12 protein-coding genes and 2 pseudogenes are annotated in these 14,741 nt (G+C 72.0%); 4 read left to right on the top strand and 10 right to left on the bottom strand.

The window, feature by feature from the left end:
• The gene (locus AMETH_RS22055; RefSeq protein WP_017983330.1) at window positions 1–2,334 is read right to left on the bottom strand and encodes a sensor histidine kinase; all 2,334 of its coding nucleotides are present in this window, start codon (window positions 2,332–2,334) and stop codon (window positions 1–3) included.
• Between the two features lie 860 nt (window positions 2,335–3,194).
• Here AMETH_RS22055 and AMETH_RS38140 point away from each other — a divergent pair.
• Entirely contained in the window at window positions 3,195–3,359 is a 165-nt protein-coding gene (locus tag AMETH_RS38140; protein ID WP_017983329.1) for a hypothetical protein, read from the top strand.
• A gap of 331 nt (window positions 3,360–3,690) precedes the next feature.
• Here the strand turns inward: AMETH_RS38140 and AMETH_RS40640 are convergent, their stop codons facing one another.
• The 3 genes and pseudogenes from AMETH_RS40640 to AMETH_RS22045 all read right to left on the bottom strand — a co-directional run.
• Window positions 3,691–3,879 carry a hypothetical protein gene (locus AMETH_RS40640; RefSeq protein WP_167345506.1) on the bottom strand — a complete coding sequence of 63 codons (189 nt, stop codon included), beginning with the start codon at window positions 3,877–3,879 and terminating at the stop codon, window positions 3,691–3,693.
• The gene (locus AMETH_RS39305) at window positions 3,876–5,408 is read right to left on the bottom strand and encodes an LLM class flavin-dependent oxidoreductase (RefSeq protein WP_267283443.1); all 1,533 of its coding nucleotides are present in this window, start codon (window positions 5,406–5,408) and stop codon (window positions 3,876–3,878) included. Before AMETH_RS39305 ends, AMETH_RS40640 begins: the two co-directional genes overlap by 4 nt.
• Window positions 5,405–6,889, bottom strand: a pseudogene (locus tag AMETH_RS22045) (MFS transporter); the annotation flags it as partial. The gene AMETH_RS39305 and the pseudogene AMETH_RS22045, both read right to left, overlap by 4 nt.
• 80 nt (window positions 6,890–6,969) lie before the next feature.
• On the opposite strand from AMETH_RS22045, the gene AMETH_RS22040 reads away from it, so the two are divergent.
• A complete protein-coding gene (locus AMETH_RS22040) occupies window positions 6,970–7,437 on the top strand; it encodes a MarR family winged helix-turn-helix transcriptional regulator (protein ID WP_017983327.1) in 468 nt (155 codons plus the stop codon).
• 73 nt (window positions 7,438–7,510) lie between these two features.
• On the opposite strand, the gene AMETH_RS22035 is transcribed toward AMETH_RS22040, so the two are convergent.
• From AMETH_RS22035 to AMETH_RS22015, 5 genes are all read right to left on the bottom strand, one after another.
• On the bottom strand, window positions 7,511–8,269 hold the full coding sequence (locus AMETH_RS22035) for a hydroxypyruvate isomerase family protein (RefSeq protein WP_017983326.1): 759 nt from the start codon (window positions 8,267–8,269) through the stop codon (window positions 7,511–7,513).
• Between the two features lie 4 nt (window positions 8,270–8,273).
• Window positions 8,274–9,797 carry a long-chain-fatty-acid--CoA ligase gene (locus tag AMETH_RS22030; protein WP_017983325.1) on the bottom strand — a complete coding sequence of 508 codons (1,524 nt, stop codon included), beginning with the start codon at window positions 9,795–9,797 and terminating at the stop codon, window positions 8,274–8,276.
• A 159-nt stretch (window positions 9,798–9,956) separates the two neighbouring features.
• Window positions 9,957–10,502, bottom strand: coding sequence for a GNAT family N-acetyltransferase (locus tag AMETH_RS22025; protein WP_026153248.1), 546 nt, complete (start codon window positions 10,500–10,502; stop codon window positions 9,957–9,959).
• On the bottom strand, window positions 10,462–10,914 hold the full coding sequence (locus AMETH_RS38135) for a carbohydrate kinase family protein (RefSeq protein ID WP_017983323.1): 453 nt from the start codon (window positions 10,912–10,914) through the stop codon (window positions 10,462–10,464). Before AMETH_RS38135 ends, AMETH_RS22025 begins: the two co-directional genes overlap by 41 nt.
• A gap of 103 nt (window positions 10,915–11,017) precedes the next feature.
• Window positions 11,018–11,464: a MarR family winged helix-turn-helix transcriptional regulator gene (locus AMETH_RS22015; RefSeq protein WP_017983322.1), complete on the bottom strand. Its 447-nt coding sequence runs from the start codon at window positions 11,462–11,464 to the stop codon at window positions 11,018–11,020.
• Window positions 11,465–11,541: 77 nt separating this feature from the next.
• Here AMETH_RS22015 and AMETH_RS22010 point away from each other — a divergent pair.
• Together AMETH_RS22010 and AMETH_RS22005 are read left to right on the top strand one after the other, a co-directional pair.
• Window positions 11,542–12,517 (top strand): annotated as a pseudogene (locus AMETH_RS22010) (epoxide hydrolase family protein).
• A 280-nt stretch (window positions 12,518–12,797) separates the two neighbouring features.
• On the top strand, window positions 12,798–13,844 hold the full coding sequence (locus AMETH_RS22005; protein WP_017983320.1) for a phosphotransferase family protein: 1,047 nt from the start codon (window positions 12,798–12,800) through the stop codon (window positions 13,842–13,844).
• Between the two features lie 395 nt (window positions 13,845–14,239).
• Here the strand turns inward: AMETH_RS22005 and AMETH_RS22000 are convergent, their stop codons facing one another.
• Window positions 14,240–14,737 (bottom strand): universal stress protein, encoded by a 498-nt coding sequence (locus AMETH_RS22000; protein ID WP_223842906.1) that lies wholly within the window; start codon window positions 14,735–14,737, stop codon window positions 14,240–14,242.
• Window positions 14,738–14,741 lie beyond the last annotated feature (4 nt).

Below are 14,741 nucleotides of genomic sequence, written 5' to 3'. Positions count from 1 at the left end.
TCAGTCAATGGTGGCCCGGGGGTCTTCCGGTGCGTCTGCGTCGCGCCCGCGGCGGGTTCCCTTGTGGAACGCCGAGAGCGTGTTGCGGGTCCGACCGGAGAACTCGTGGTAATCGGTGGCGTCCGACTCCGGGTCGTCGCGGAGCTGGGCGACGAGGTTCTGCTGCGGCTCGCGCTGCGGCAACGGCGCCCGGGGCCGCTTGGGGCGCGGCGAGGGCGTCGGCGCCGGCGCGGGCTCCGGCTCGAACACCGAGATCGTCTGGACACCGGTGGTCTCGCTCGCCGTCTCCGGTTCCGGTTCCGCGTGCCGTCCCGAGGGGAGCTCCGCCGGGACCCGCCGAGCGGGCTCGGCGGCGCCGTTGTTCTCGTGTCGTCCCATACCGTTCGTCCCGGCCGGCCGGCCGGTCTCCTCCTGCTCGTACGAGTCGGTCCCGGTGGTGGCCGGGGCGCCGCGGAACTCCGGATCGGCGTTCTCGGCGACCTGGTCCCCGTTGGCGAGCAGTGCCGACGGGATCAGGATCGTGGCGCGGGTGCCACCGTAGCGCGAGGAGTCGAACATGACCTTCAGGCCGAGCCGGGCCGCCAGCCGCGCGACCACGAAAAGTCCCAGGCTGGAGTCGGCTTTCAGGGCCATCGCGTCGAACTCGGGCGGTTCCGACATCATCCGGTTGGCCCATTCCCGGACGTCGTCCTTCATGCCGAGACCCTGGTCGGCCACGTCCACCACGACGCCGCGCGCGACGAGGGTGGAGGTCATGTGGACCTGCGACCCGGGCGGGGAGAAGGTGGTGGCGTTGTCGACCAGCTCCGCGACCAGGTGGATGGTGTCGGCGACCGCGGACCCGATGATCGCGACCTGCGGGACGTTCTCCACCTCGACCCGCGAGTAGTGCTCGGTCTCGGACACCGCGGCGCGCAGCACGTCCATCAGCCACACCGGCTTGCGCCAGCGGCGGCCCGGCTGCTTGCCGCCGAGGATGATCAGGTTCTCGGTGGTGCGGCGGGCGCGGGTGGCCAGGTGGTCGAGCTGGAACAGGCCCTTGAGCTGCTCCGGGTTCTCCTCGCGGCTCTCCATCCGGTCCAGGATCTGCAGCTGGCGGTGCACCAGGCCCTGGTTGCGGTGGGCGATGCCGAGGAACACGTTGTTGACACCGCTGCGGGCCTTGGCCTCACTGGCCGCCGCCTGGACGGCGGTCAGCTGCGCGATGTTGAACGCCTCGGCCACCTGGCCGATCTCGTCCTTGCCGTGGTCCAGGCGGGGCAGCTCGGCGGTGACGTCGACCGGCTCGCCCTCCTTGAGCCGGTTCACGATGCTCGGCAGGCGGGTGCGGGCCAGTTCCAGCGAGTCGTTGCGCAGGCGCTCCAGGCGCGTCATCAGGGTCCGGTCGACGAGCGTGCGGGACACCCGGACCGCGACCCAGATCGACGCGATCGCCGCGAGCAGGGCGACGACACTGCCGATGATCACGGTCCACAGGTTGACGTTGCCCTTGTCCAGCGCGGCGCCGGAGGCCAGCTGCGACTGCTCGACGGTCAGGCTGATCAGCTGCCCCGACACCTCGGTGGTGAGGTCGCGCCAGTCGTTCTCCCGCACGGTCAGCCCGCCGACGTTCTCGCGGAACACACCCGGGCCGTGCGTGATGATCGAGTTCTCCGCGGCGGTGAGGCGCTGCCACTGCTCGCTCGAGGTCAGGTCGCGGTAGCGCTGCCCCGCCTCGGGGGCCATGTAGCTCGCGATCTTCGCCAGCTGGTTGCGGTAGCTGCCGACGAGCTGGGCGAACTGCAGGTGGTCGGCCGGGGCGAACTGGCCGGAGGCGAACGCACTGGAAGCCAGCGACGCGGCACGCGACATCTGGTCGGAGGCGCGGAAGATGTCCACCGACGTCATACCGCCCTGGGTCGACTCGGCGTCGGGCACCAGGCGGGCCTGCGAGTCGAACAGGTCGGTCGAGACGTCCAGCAGGCGGTTGTAGAAGTCGTTGACCTGCTCCTTGGAGATCGTGCGCAGGTTGATCTCCGCGCGGATCACCGGGAGCTGGTCGAGGCTCGCCTCCATCTGGTTCATCCGCTGCCCGATCTCGTCCGGCACGAGGCTCTTCACCTCGCCGAGGGCGGACCGGAGGCTGGTCAGCGACCTGTCGATGGACTGCTGCTGCGCCTGCAGGTCACGCAGGCCGACCTGGGGGCGTTCCAGGTAGACCAGCGACAGCTGGCGTTCCTGCTGGACGGCGCCGAGCGCGGTGACGGCGGGGATCGACACGTCCTGCACGGAGGAGGCCACCGTGCGGACGTAGATCGCGTCCACCAAGAAGTACCCGGAACCCGCGATCCACATCACGAGGAGCGCGATACTCGGGATCAGGACGGTGCCGGTCAGGCGCTTTCGGATTGACTTGTGGTGGCCTTCGCCTGACTTGTCATCTGTGTTTTTCACGACGCTCCACGAAATCCTGGGGACCGGGACGAAGACGGCGACGTCACGACAGAGTCGTATGCAACCACCCCTGTCAAGCAGGGGTTGTCGACAAGTGTCCTCCCGGCGGCTCGGGAGTCATTCTCACTCTGAGTCACAGTCGCCGATCACTCGATAGATGCTCTGGTCGAGGTGAAATCATGTCGTACCGCGATCACTCCCGAGCCGCGACCCCCCGGTTACTGTGCGCAAACCCCGTTCCTGCCGGTTGTGGCGACGCGCGGGCTCCCGAAAGCGCTTTCCTCCGCGGGGGAGGTACCGGGCGGTATCCTCACCCGTCCGGAGAATGGCGTGGGTGTGCGTCCTGATCGCAAGAAGCAGCTCGTCGATGCCGCCGAGCGGCTGCTGATCACCGAAGGCGCGGCGGCGGTGACGACACGCAGGCTGGCCGCGGAGGGCCGGACTGAACCAGGTGCTGGTGCACTACCACTTCGGCTCGATGGCCGACGTGCTCGTGGCCGTGCTGGACCGGGTCGGCGACCAGTACGCGGCGGGGGGCGCGGCCGCGTTCGCGGGCGAGGAGCCGCTGGTGGCACGCTGGCGGCGGCACCGGGACCTGCTGATCGGGGACGCGCGGGCGCGCGGCTGGCCCAAGATCTCGCTCGAGCTGTGCACGCTGGCGCTGAACCAGCCCGTGTTGCGGGAGCGACTGGGCGCCCCGGCTGGACGCACTGCGGTCGACCTTCGCGGACGCCGTCCGCGGCGAGGCCGCCCGCCGGGACGTGCCGCTGAGCGAGGACGAGGTGTGCGCCGCGGCGACCCTGTGGGGCACCGCGGTCGAGGGGCTGTTCGTGGAGCAGCTCCTCGGGTACGAGCGGGGACACCGGGAGCTGCTGGCCTTCCTGGAGGCCCGGCTGACAGCCGTCTTCGGCGACGCCGGGGATTGAGGCTCCGCCGTGCGCTTTCTTCTGGCCAGCCGGCCCGCTGCCCAGTCAGCCGCGCCTGCCGCCAGCCGCTGGCCGCCTCCGGGCGGCGGGCGGGGGCCGTAGCCGGCGGACCAGCCGCCGCGACACGGCCGGCTGGCGCCCGCCGGCGGCCACCCCCGCCTGGCCGCTGCCGCCCGGCAGGGGCGGCGACGCGCCGCAACCCGGCGGGCGCAACCCGACGGCCGCCCGACCGCCGCCCGGCGACGCGGCCGCCCGCGTGACGGCCGCCCACGTGACGGCCGCCCACGCGACGGCCGCCCATGCGACGGCCGTCGGCCGCGGCCCGCGCGGGTCAGGCGCCGAGAGCCGGGTCCGTCCGGCTCAGCCGTCCGGTCTCCACGTGCCCCGCCAGCTGCCGGGTCAGGCCGGGGGCGCTCACGGTCACGTCGTACCAGCCGTCGGTCGTCCGGACCAGGTGGGTGACCGCCGTGCCGGGGCGCAGGCGGTAGTCCACCCCGCGGTGGCCGTAGCCGCTCGTCACCGCCACCCCCAGCGCGTGTGGCCCGGGTTCGTCAGCACCAGCTGCAGATCCTCGCCGACCGGCCGCGCGGTGACCTCGGCCCCGCTGCCCGCGAACCGCCGGTAGAAGCCGTTCGGGCCGTGCACGACGACCTCCGACGACGTCGGCCACTCGTCGCTCAGCCGCTGCCCGGCGCCGACCGTGTAGCCGCGCGGGCCCGCCGCCGACGTCACGTGGAAGTGCGCGCCGACCGGGCCGCGGCTGGCGAACGTCAGCCGCAGCGCGCCGTCGCGCACCTGGCCGTCCACCGTCAGGTCGTAGGGCAGCGGCAGGGCCGGGCGCTGACCGCGTTCCTGCCGCGGCAACGCCGGATCGGCCGGGGGAGCGGGCACGTAGTCCGGGTGCCGCTCGCGGTCGGGCGGGTAGTAGCCGTCCGTCCCGGGCAGGCCCGGCACCGCGGCGTCCGTGCGGGAGAAGTCGAACGCCGCGGTCAGGTCGCCGCAGATCGCCCGGCGCCACGGCGAGATGTTCGGCTCGTGCACCCCGAACCGCCGCTCCAGGAACCGCACGATCGAGGTGTGATCGAACACCTGCGAGCACACCCGGCCACCCTTGCTCCACGGCGACACCACCAGCATCGGCACCCGCTGGCCCAGCCCGTACGGCTGACCGTCCAGCAGCTCGCCGGTGAGGTCCACAGCGGACCGGTCCGGGTACGGTGGCACCACGTGGTCGAAGAACCCGTCGTTCTCGTCGTAGGTGATGAACAGCGCCGTCCGGCTCCACACCTCCGGGTTCGCGGTGAGCGCGTCGAGGACCCGCGCGATGTACCAGGCGCCGTAGTTCGCCGGCCGGTTCGGGTGCTCGGTGAACGCCTCCGGCGCGACGATCCACGACACCGCGGGCAGCCGGCCCGCCTTCACATCGGCGGTGAGGATGTCGAAGAACCCCCCGCCCTTCGCGGCGTTGGTGCCGGTGCGCGCCTTCTCGTACAACGGGTCGCCCGGTTCGGCGTTGCGGTAGTTGTCGAAGTACAGCAACGAGTTGTCGCCGTAGTTGCCGCGGTAGGCGTCGCTGATCCAGCCCCAGCTGTGCCCGGCGTCGAGGCCGTCGCCGACGGCCAGGCGCAGCATCCGCGGCCCGAGCGCGCCGACCCAGATCCCCGGACGGCCCGGCGGGGGAGCGGGTTCGGCGCCGTCCAGGCCGTAGTGCTTGCCGGGCAGGTGGACCTGTCCGCCGGGTGTCCACAGTGCACGGATCACGGCGATCGCCTCGCCGAGCGCGGCAACCGCTTCCGCGGGCGCGCGCCACGGCCCGCCCTCGGCCGCTATCGCGTCCCAGAACGCCCGGGCGCCCAGCGCCAGGTCGACCCGGCCGCCGCTGAGCGTGCCCAGGCTCGCGACGGCTCGGGCCAGCATCGCGGGCGGGCGCAGCGGCAGGTTGGCGACGTTGGGGAACACCCGCACCCGCTCGGTCGGCGCGGCGATCACCGACAGCGTCGTCCACGCCTCGGTGAACTCGGGCCGGTACGGGTGGTCCGGCACGCTCACCAGGTCCAGCCCCGCGCGGTCGGCGACCCGCGCGAGGTGCAGCGCCAGTTCCGGCCGCCGGTGGCCGGGGTGAGGACCGCGCCGAAGAGCAGGTCGTGCCCGTAGCGTTCATCGAGCGCCACCGCATGCGGCGCCGGGGCTGGCACCAGCCGTCTCGGGCCGGCGAGCGCGACCAGCGCCGCCACGCCCATCGCGATCGCGGACAGCACGAACGCCGTGGTGTAGCCGGATTCCACCGGGAACCGGGTGCCCTCGACGACCTCGGTGGTGACCATGGTCGACGCGATCTGCGCGCCGAAGGTGCCGCCGATGGTGCGCATGATCGTGTTGATGCCGGTAGCCTCCCCGGTCTGCCGTGGGTCGACCGCGCCGACGACGAGACTGGCGAGCGAGGCGAAGGCGAACCCGACGTCGATGCCGAGGATCCCGTTGCCGAGGTAGATCGGCCACGGCTCGCCGTGCGCGACGGCGAACAGCACGAACCCGGCCGCGCCGATCACGCACGGCAGCACCAGCGGGAGCTTGAACCCGGCCTTCGTGCCGATGCGCCCGGCGAGCGGGCTGGCGAACAGCATGGTCACGGCCATCGGGATGATGAACAACCCGGCCTCGGTGACCGACGCGCCGAACCCGTACCCGGCCTGCGGCGGCGTCTCGACGAGCAGCGGCACCAGCGTGAACGCGCCGTACATGCCGAAGCCGATGATCAGCGCGATGACGTTGGACGTCAGCACCGCGGGGCGGCCGAGCAGTTCGATGTCGATCAACGGCTGGGCCAGGCGCTTTTCCACCAGAGCGAAGACGACCAGCAGGACCACGGCGGCCGCGAACAGCCCGATGATCGCCGCGGAGCCCCAGCCCCACACCCGGCCCTCGCTGATCGCCAGCAGCAGCGCGACCAGGCCGCCGGTGAGCAGCGGCGCGCCCGCCCAGTCGACGCGGCCCGGCGAGCGCACCGGCGACTCGCGCACGAACGCGGCGACGGCGACGATGCCGGCGACGATCACCGCGAACATCAGCCAGAAGATCCACTCCCAGCTCAGCACGTCCACGATCACGCCCGGGAACACCAGCCCGACGCCGAACCCGATGCCGAAGGTCGAGCTGATCCAGCCGATCGCGACCGGCACCCGTTCGCGGGAAAACTCGTCGCGCACGATGCCGAAGGCCAGCGGGAAGGTCGCCGCGCCGACACCCTGGATCGCGCGGGCCGCGATCAGCACGCCGATCGACGGGGCGAGCGCCGTGAGTAGGGTGCCGACCGCGGACACCGCGACGCATGCGAGCAGCACGCGGCGCTTGCCGAACATGTCACCGAGGCGGCTGAGCAGCCCGGTGGCGACCGACGCGGTGAGCAGGAAGGCGCTGAGCACCCAGGAGACGGTGGTGGTGGAGGTGCCGAACTCGGCCTGCAGCGTCGGCAGGGCGGGCACCGGCATGGTCTGCAGCAACGAGAACGACAGCACCGCGATCAGCAGCGCGGCGAAGGGTGCGGAAGTTCATGTGATGACGTAATGGTTACACAACGACATGATTACGTCCAGAAGGTAGGATCGGCCGCATGGACGACCGCGAGACGCGCCCGCCGACCCTGCTCGCCCTGCCCTCGTACCTGGCAGGCCACGTCGCGCGGATCGGGCACCGCGGGCTGGTCGCCGCACTGGCCGAGCACGACCTGCGGCTGCCGCATTTCGCCGTGCTGACGGGGTTGTCGGACTTCGGGCCGCTGGCGCAGCACGCGCTCGCCGACCGGCTCGGCCTCAACCGCAGCCACCTCGTCGGCTACCTGGACCTGCTGGAACGACGCGGTTTCGTCCGCCGCGAACGCGATCCCGCCGACCGGCGGCGTCAGCGCGCCGCCCTGACCGAGTCTGGCCGGGAGCTGGTGCGCCGCCTGCGGGAGGTGGCGCACCGCTCGCAGGAGGAGTCGCTCGGCGTGCTGTCCACAGAGGAACGCCGGACGCTGGTGGAGCTGATGCGCCGGGTCGTGGTGGCGGACGACGCGGCCTCGAAGGAAGTGACCGCCTAGCGGCGGGACGGCCAGCCGAAGCTGTCCGCTGTGGACTCCTCGGGGCCACTCGCGCGGCCCCTCAAGCCAGCCCTCAGTGCCGGGACAGCCAGCCGAAGCTGTCCCCAGTGGCGCCGCTCGGCGCGTACTCCAGGCCCACCCAGCCGTCGTACCCGGTGGCGGCCAAGCGGTCCAGCCACGCGGTCACCCCGAGCGTGCCGGTGCCCGGCTCATGCCGTCCCGGCGTGTCGGCCACCTGAACGTGCCCGGTGCGCTCCAACAGCGGCGGCGTGAGCAGCGCGTCCAGGTCGTCGCCGTTGCTGCCCAGGTGGTAGACGTCCGTCAGCAGCGCGATGTTGTCCGCCCCCACCTCGTCTGCGAGCGCCAGCGCGTCGGCGGCCCGCAGCAGCGGGTAGTCCGGCGCGCCGCTGAGTGGTTCCAGCAGCACCGTGCCCGGAAGCCGGCCGGCGGCGAACGCGAGGTTGTCCAGCAGCACGTCCCGCGAAGCGCCGGTCCGGTTGCCGGGCAGCACGTTGAACCGCGAACACCCGAGCCGCTCCGCGATCCCGGCCGCGACGTCCACCCCGTCGCGGAACTCGGCCGTCCGCGAGGCGAATCCGGCCAGCCCCCGCTCGCCCGCGGCGAGATCGCCGTGCGGCACGTTCAGCGACACCAGCTCGACCCCGGCGTCGGCGATGGACGTGACGAACCGGTCGACCTCGCTGTCCCCGGGCACGCCGTCGAACGGCCACCACGACTCCACACCCGCGAACCCGGCCTCCGCCGCCGCGGCCGGACGGCGCTCCGGCGCCAGCTCGGTGAACAGGATCGAGGTGTTGACGTCGTACCGCATGAGGTCATCCTCGCAGACGCGCCCGCAACTCCAGCTTCGCGATCTTGCCCGTCGCGCCCTTCGGCAGCTCATCGACGATCCGCACCCGCCGCGGGTACTTGTACGCGGCGATGCGTTCCTTGGCCCACGCCACGATCTCGGCCGGCTCGGCGTTCGCGCCCGGCTTGAGCGAGACCACCGCGACGACCTCCTCGCCGAGCCGCTCGTCCGGCTCGCCGATCACCGCCGCCTCGCCGACCGCCGGGTGCCGGTACAGCAACTCCTCCACCTCGCGCGGGTAGACGTTGAACCCGCCGCGGATGATCAGGTCCTTCTTGCGGTCCACGATGAACACGAACCCGTCGGAATCGACGTAGCCGAGGTCGCCGGTGTGGAACCAGCCGCCGCGGAACGCCTCCGCGGTCTCCTGCGGCCGCTTGTAGTAACCCTTCGTGATGTTGTGCCCGCGCAGCACGATCTCGCCCACCTGCCCGGACGGCAGCGGGCGGTCCTGATCGTCGACGATCCGCAGTTCCACGCCCCAGATCGGCTTGCCGATCGACAGGATCTTGCGGTTGTCCGCGCCCGGGTTGACCGTCGTGGTCGACGCCGACTCGGACAGCCCGTACCCCTCCAGGACCGGAATCCCGTACTTCTCCTCGAAGCGGCGCAGCACCTCCTCCGGGATCGCCGCGCCGCCGGAGCTGCCGATCCGCAGGCTGCTGGTGTCGTAGCCGGTGGTGTCGGCGTAGGCCAGCGCGTGGTACATCGTGGGCACGCCGGCCATGATCGTGACCCGGTCCCGCTGGATCGCCTCCAGCACCGCGGGCACCTCGAAGCGCGGCACCACCGAGATCGTGCGCCCGTGCCGGGCCGAGGCGTTGAGGATGCTCGACAGGCCGTAGACGTGAAAGAACGGCAGCACAGCCAGCGCGACGTCCTCGGGTTCCGCGCCGAACCGCTCGCCGCCCAGCGTGCAGGTCATGTAGAGCTGGAAGTGGGACAGCTCGGCGCCCTTGGGGCGGCCGGTGGTGCCGCTGGTGTAGAGCAGCACGGCCGTGTCGTCCGCCGCGCCCGGGAAGATGTCGCCGTCGTCCGCGGGCTCCAGCAGCGCCGGGAAGGACAGTGTCCCCTCCGGCCAGGCGTCGGCGTCCAGGTCGCCGACGACCACCGCGCGGACGTCTGGGACCTCCTTGAGCGCCGTGGTGACCTCGGCCGCGCCCCCGGCGTGGGCGATGATCATGCGCGCGTCGGAGTCGTCCAGGTGGTAGGCGATCTCGGCGGCCTTGAGCAGCGGGTTGAGCGGGACCATCGTCAGGCCCGCCTTGAGGATGCCGAAGTAGGCGATCACGAACTCGGGCACGTTGGCGAGCTGCACGGCGACCTTGTCCCCGGGCCGCAGCCCGGCCTCGCGCAGGGCGACGGCGACCCGGCCGGAGCGCTCGTCGACCTCGGCGTAGGTCATCGCACCCGACGGGAAGCGCAGGAAGTCCTTGCCCGGCGTGGCCGTCGCGGACTCCCGCAGCATGATCGCCAGGTTGAAGCTCATCGGCTTCCCACCTTCCGAACGTCGTTCTGTCCGGCGTGCCGGGATTCCACCGGTCACTCCGGATAGCCTGCGGGTCGGTGGTCAGACCCGGCAGAATCCCGTTCGGTTTTGCGGCGACGTCGACCCGTCAGCCAGTGAACCGCGCGGCCGGTCCGGTGGTCAAGTCCCCGGTGCGTCGTCGAGGTCGCCGGGGCGGATGCGGTAGACCTGCAGGCGCAGGTCGTAGTACTTGGTGGTCTCGCCGACCCACTGCATGCCGAGCCGTTTCGCCGTCGCGATCGCCCGAACGTTGTTCGGTCGCGCGACGGCGAACAGCTCGTCGGTGTCCTGGGTGAAGGCCCACCGGATCAAGGCCTGGCTGCCCTCGGTGGCGTAGCCGTTCCCCCACGCGTCGGGGTGCAGCTGCCAGCTGAGCTCGAGGTCCTCCTCGTAGGGCGGCAGCAGGCGGATGGCCAGGCCGCCGATGACCTGGCCGTTCTCCCGGCGTTCCATGGCCCAGCGGCCGCGCGGCGGCGGCAGGTTCGGCTGGGCCTCGTGCCAGGCCTGCAGCACCGCGCGCATCGCGGCGACATCGCCGACCCGGTCCATCACCGGCGTCAGCCAGTGTGTGACCTCTTCCGAACCGTAGATCGCGAAGGCGGCGTCGGCGTCGTCAGCCGTCCAGTCACGGATGACCAGCCGGTCGGTGATCAGGGGCGACTCCATGTGTAAACGCTACGTGAAGTGCGGCCGGTACGGCAGCCACGAGTGGCAGATGCGCCCAGAGGGCGGTACGGTCCCCGTCGCCGCTGCGGCCCCACAGGGCCGCGCAGGTGGTCAGGACGTGCAGGCCGGTGCCGAAGCCGCTGTCCGGGGACGGCAGCTCGACGCCGGGCGCGGACAGCGAGATCCGCAGCCAGCCGGATTCGGTGCCCTCGCGCACGAGCCGGATCGTGGCGGGCAGGCAGCCCTGTTCGTAGGCCGTGCTGGCCAGGGCGTCGATGACGAGCAGCGCGTCGGTGACCGTCTCCACCGTGCAGCCGTCGAGGAAGGTCGCGGCCGACTCCCGCAGGGTGCGTATGTCGGTGGGGTGGTTCAGGACCCGTTGCAGGGCATCGTCGATCCAGAAGTCGGTCACGCGGGCTCCCTCCGCTGTCTGCTCAACGGTCGAGTGAGGCTACCCGGGCAAGTGTCGCTGAAACCGCGGAAGTTGTGATCGCGGTCTCAGTCTGCCAGCCAGATTACGCGCCCTGGGTGTGGTGGCGCAGCAGCCGGGACAACAGGCCGGTCAGCTGCTCCCGCTCCGGGCCGCTCAGTGGGGCGAGCAGGTCGTCCTGGATGCGCACGATCTGCTTGTCGAGGCGCTTGAGCTGCCTGCGGCCCGCCGCGGTGATCGTGATGACGTTGCGCCTGCGGTCAGCCGGGTCCGGCTCGCGGCTGACCAGGCCGCGGTCGGCCAGTTCGTTGATGGTCGCCACCAGGTCGGAGAGGTGGATCGCGCTGCGGCGGCCCAGTGTGGCCTGGCTCGCCGGCCCGGACTCCTCCAGCGCGGCCAGCAGGCGGTAGTGGTAGCCGCGGGCGCCGGCCTCGGACAGGCCCTCGGTGACGAGCCGGTGCGCGTGGTGCGCGGTCTGCGTGAGCAGCCAGCTGGGGAGGGCACGCAGGCGTTCGGGGGCGGTGGTCTCCATGATCGGGAGTCTAACTCAAACGTTCGCTCGCCGAATCATTTGAAGCACTAACGTTTGGTGGTCTAACGTTCTGGGCGGTGACCGAGAAACGTTTCCGCATCGACATCCCGCAGTGCGCCCTCGACGACCTCGCCGCCCGCCTGGACCGCGTCCGCTGGCCCGACGAGCTGCCCGGCGCGGGCTGGGATTACGGCATCCCGCTCGCCCGGGTCCGCGAGCTGGCGGGCCGCCGGCGCGACGGCTACGACTGGCGCGCCCAGGAGGCAGTGTTGAACTCGTTCCCGCAGTTCACCGACGAAATCGACGGGCAGACCGTGCACTACCTGCACGTGCGGTCGTCGTTGACGGACGCCCTGCCGCTGGTCGTGACGCACGGCTGGCCCGGTTCGGTCGTCGAGTTCCTGGACGTGATCGGGCGCCTGTCGCGCGTGGTACGAGCGGTACGGCGCCCGGGGCGGCGATTTCGGCTCGGTGATCTCGCAGCAGCTCGCGGTCGCCGCGCCGGACCAGGTGGTGGGTGTGCACCTGAACTACCTGCCGCCGCTGCCGCCCGCCGGCGGGATCGCCGGACTGTCCGAAGAGGATCAACGCAGGCTCGCCCACACGAAGGCGTACGCCGCGAACCGGGCTGGCTATCAGGTCCTGCACATGACCACGCCGCAGACGATCGCGTACGCCCTGACCGATTCCCCGGCCGGGCAGCTGGCGTGGACAGCCGAACGGTTCGCGAAGTGGACCGACCCGCAGTCGCGCATCCCGGACGACCGCCTGCTCACGGACGTGATGCTGTACTGGCTGACCGGCACCGCGGGTTCGGCCGCGCGCCTGGCGAGGGAGAGCACGTACGTCGCCCAGGCCGGCCGCCCCTGTCCGGCGCCGGTCGGGGTTGCGGTCTTCGCGCACGACATCACCCTGTCGGTGCGCGCGGTCGCCGAACAGCGGTTCGACATCCGCCACTGGAGCGAGTTCGACAGAGGCGGCCACTTCGCGGCGATGGAGGTGCCCGACCTGTTCGTCGAGGACGTGTGCAAGTTCTTCAGCACGCTGGCCTGAGGCGCGGGACCGCGGGCGCCCTGCGGAGCGTCTTCCGGCAGCTCTTGCCCTCAGCCGTGGCGACTGGCGGCCCTCGCGCGCAGCAGCAGGAGGTGCGGGTCGGTGTGTGTCCTACGGGCTGCTTGCCCGAGCCTGAGCCACGGACCACGCGGGAGACTGGCGGCGGAGGCCGGGTGTGTCTCCGACGGGGCAGACGGCCGTCGCTCCGCCAGAATCTTCTGGGCTTTCCCTGTCCCGGGTGCTTCTGCCATGTTGCATCCAGGAGCGGAGAGGGGACCCGATGCCGGAGGCCGAGATCCTGTCGCCGGGGGAGTTGCGCGCGCTCGGCGCGTGGATGGACCGTCAAGGGCTGCCTGGTGGGCCCGTCGAGGACCTCGCGCCGATCGCCGGTGGCACTCAGAACCTGATGCTGTCGTTCCGCCGTGGCGGCCGGGCCTACGTCCTGCGCAGCGGTCCCCGGCACCGGCGGGCGCGCAGCAATGACGTGCTGCGCCGGGAGATGCGGGTGCTCGCCGCGCTGTCGGGCACCCCGGTGCCGCACCCAGAGCTGATCGCGGCCTGCCCGGAGGAGACCGTCCTGCCCGGCGCGGTCTTCTACCTCATGGAGCCGGTGGACGGGTACAACGCGACCGTCGAACTGCCCGAGCCGCACGCCACCCGTCCGGAGCTGAGGCACGAGATGGGCCTGGCGATGGGCGACGCGCTGGCGGCGCTGAGCGCGGTCGACCACGAGCGGGCCGGCCTGTCGGACTTCGGCCGCCCACACGGGTTCCTCGAACGCCAGGTGCCGCGATGGCTCGCGGAGCTCGATTCCTACGCGGGCCAGGACGGTTACCCCGGGCCGGACCTGCCGGGCGTGGAGGCGGTCGCCGACTGGCTCGCGCAGCGCGTGCCCCAGCGGTGGACGCCGGGCATCCTCCACGGCGACTACCACCTCGCGAACGTCCTGTTCGACCGCCGGGGCGCCACGGTCGCGGCCATCGTGGACTGGGAGATGAGCACGATCGGCGACCCGCTCCTCGACCTCGGCTGGCTGCTGGCCACGTGGCCCGGCACCCGCCCGATGCTCGGATGGACCGGTCTCGCCACGGCCGGCGACCTCGCCACCGAGGAGGAGATCGTGGCCCGCTACGCCGCCCGCTCCGGACGGAACACCTCGGGAATCGCCTGGTACGCGGTGCTCGCGTGCTTCAAGCTGGGCATCGTGCTGGAAGGCACGCACGCGCGCGCCTGCGCCGGCAAGGCGCCACGCGCCATCGGAGACCGCCTCCACACCGCGGCGGTCGCGTTGTTCGAGCAGGCACTGGACCGCATCGCACGTTCGTGAGTGGTCGAGCTGCCCGGTGCGGCCAGGGCGTCGCCGCCTGCGGCCGACTGGGCTGCGTGGTGGTGAGTGCTGCGCCAGGATGGCCTACCCAGGGCGGTTTGCGCGTGGTGGCGAGCTCGCGCGGCCGGAACGGGTGGCCTCCGTGGCCTGCGGTCGACCGGTCTGTGCGGTGGCCGCTGGGGCCGGCCGCGGTCGAGGGCTGCTCGCGCGGGATCGTTAGGTTTTCTCGGCGGCAGGCGGGCCGTGATCCGTCGCGGCGGCTCGCGCAAGGGTGTGGGTCCGCACCGAGCTGGATTTGACCGCGTGCTGAATCTCCTGGGTGGCCGGTCTCCTGGGGCTGGCCTGAGGCGTCGCGGGTGGTTCGGCGGCAGCGGATCAGCCGTCGCGGGCGGTGGTCAGGGCACCACTGTCACCGGCCACAGGCCGGACCGCACGAGGCGGTTCGCCACCGAGCCGACGATCCGGTGGCCCCGGCTCTCCGATGCGCCCACCACGACGAGGTCGGCGTGCAGCTCGACCGCCGTACGGCGGAGTTCCGTGAAGGCGTCGCCGCGGCGGACGATGAACGTGATGGGCAGGCCGGCCTCGTCGGCCAGGTCGCGGATCGGTCGGCGCATCTCGTCGATCGTCGCTTCGTAGGCCTGCTCCTGGGCCGCCGCGAGGTAGCCGCTTGCCATGCCAGTCCACGCCGTCGGCGCCAGCACGTACACCAGCACCAGCCGCGACCGCTGCCGCCGCGCCAGCCCGGCCGCGTAGGCGCCCGCCCTGGACGCGCTGGGGGAGCCGTCGACACCGGCGAGGACCACGTGCGGCCCGTCGGTGCCCCGCTCGAACGGTCCCGGCGACCACGCCGGGCCGTATTCCTCCACCAGTTGTCCCCGCTCGGCACCCACGGCA

This window comes from Amycolatopsis methanolica 239 (assembly GCF_000739085.1).
GTDB lineage: Bacteria > Actinomycetota > Actinomycetes > Mycobacteriales > Pseudonocardiaceae > Amycolatopsis_E > Amycolatopsis_E methanolica.
The sequence above is the reverse complement of the archived record's forward strand: the minus strand, read 5'-3'. Positions and strand labels throughout refer to the sequence as shown.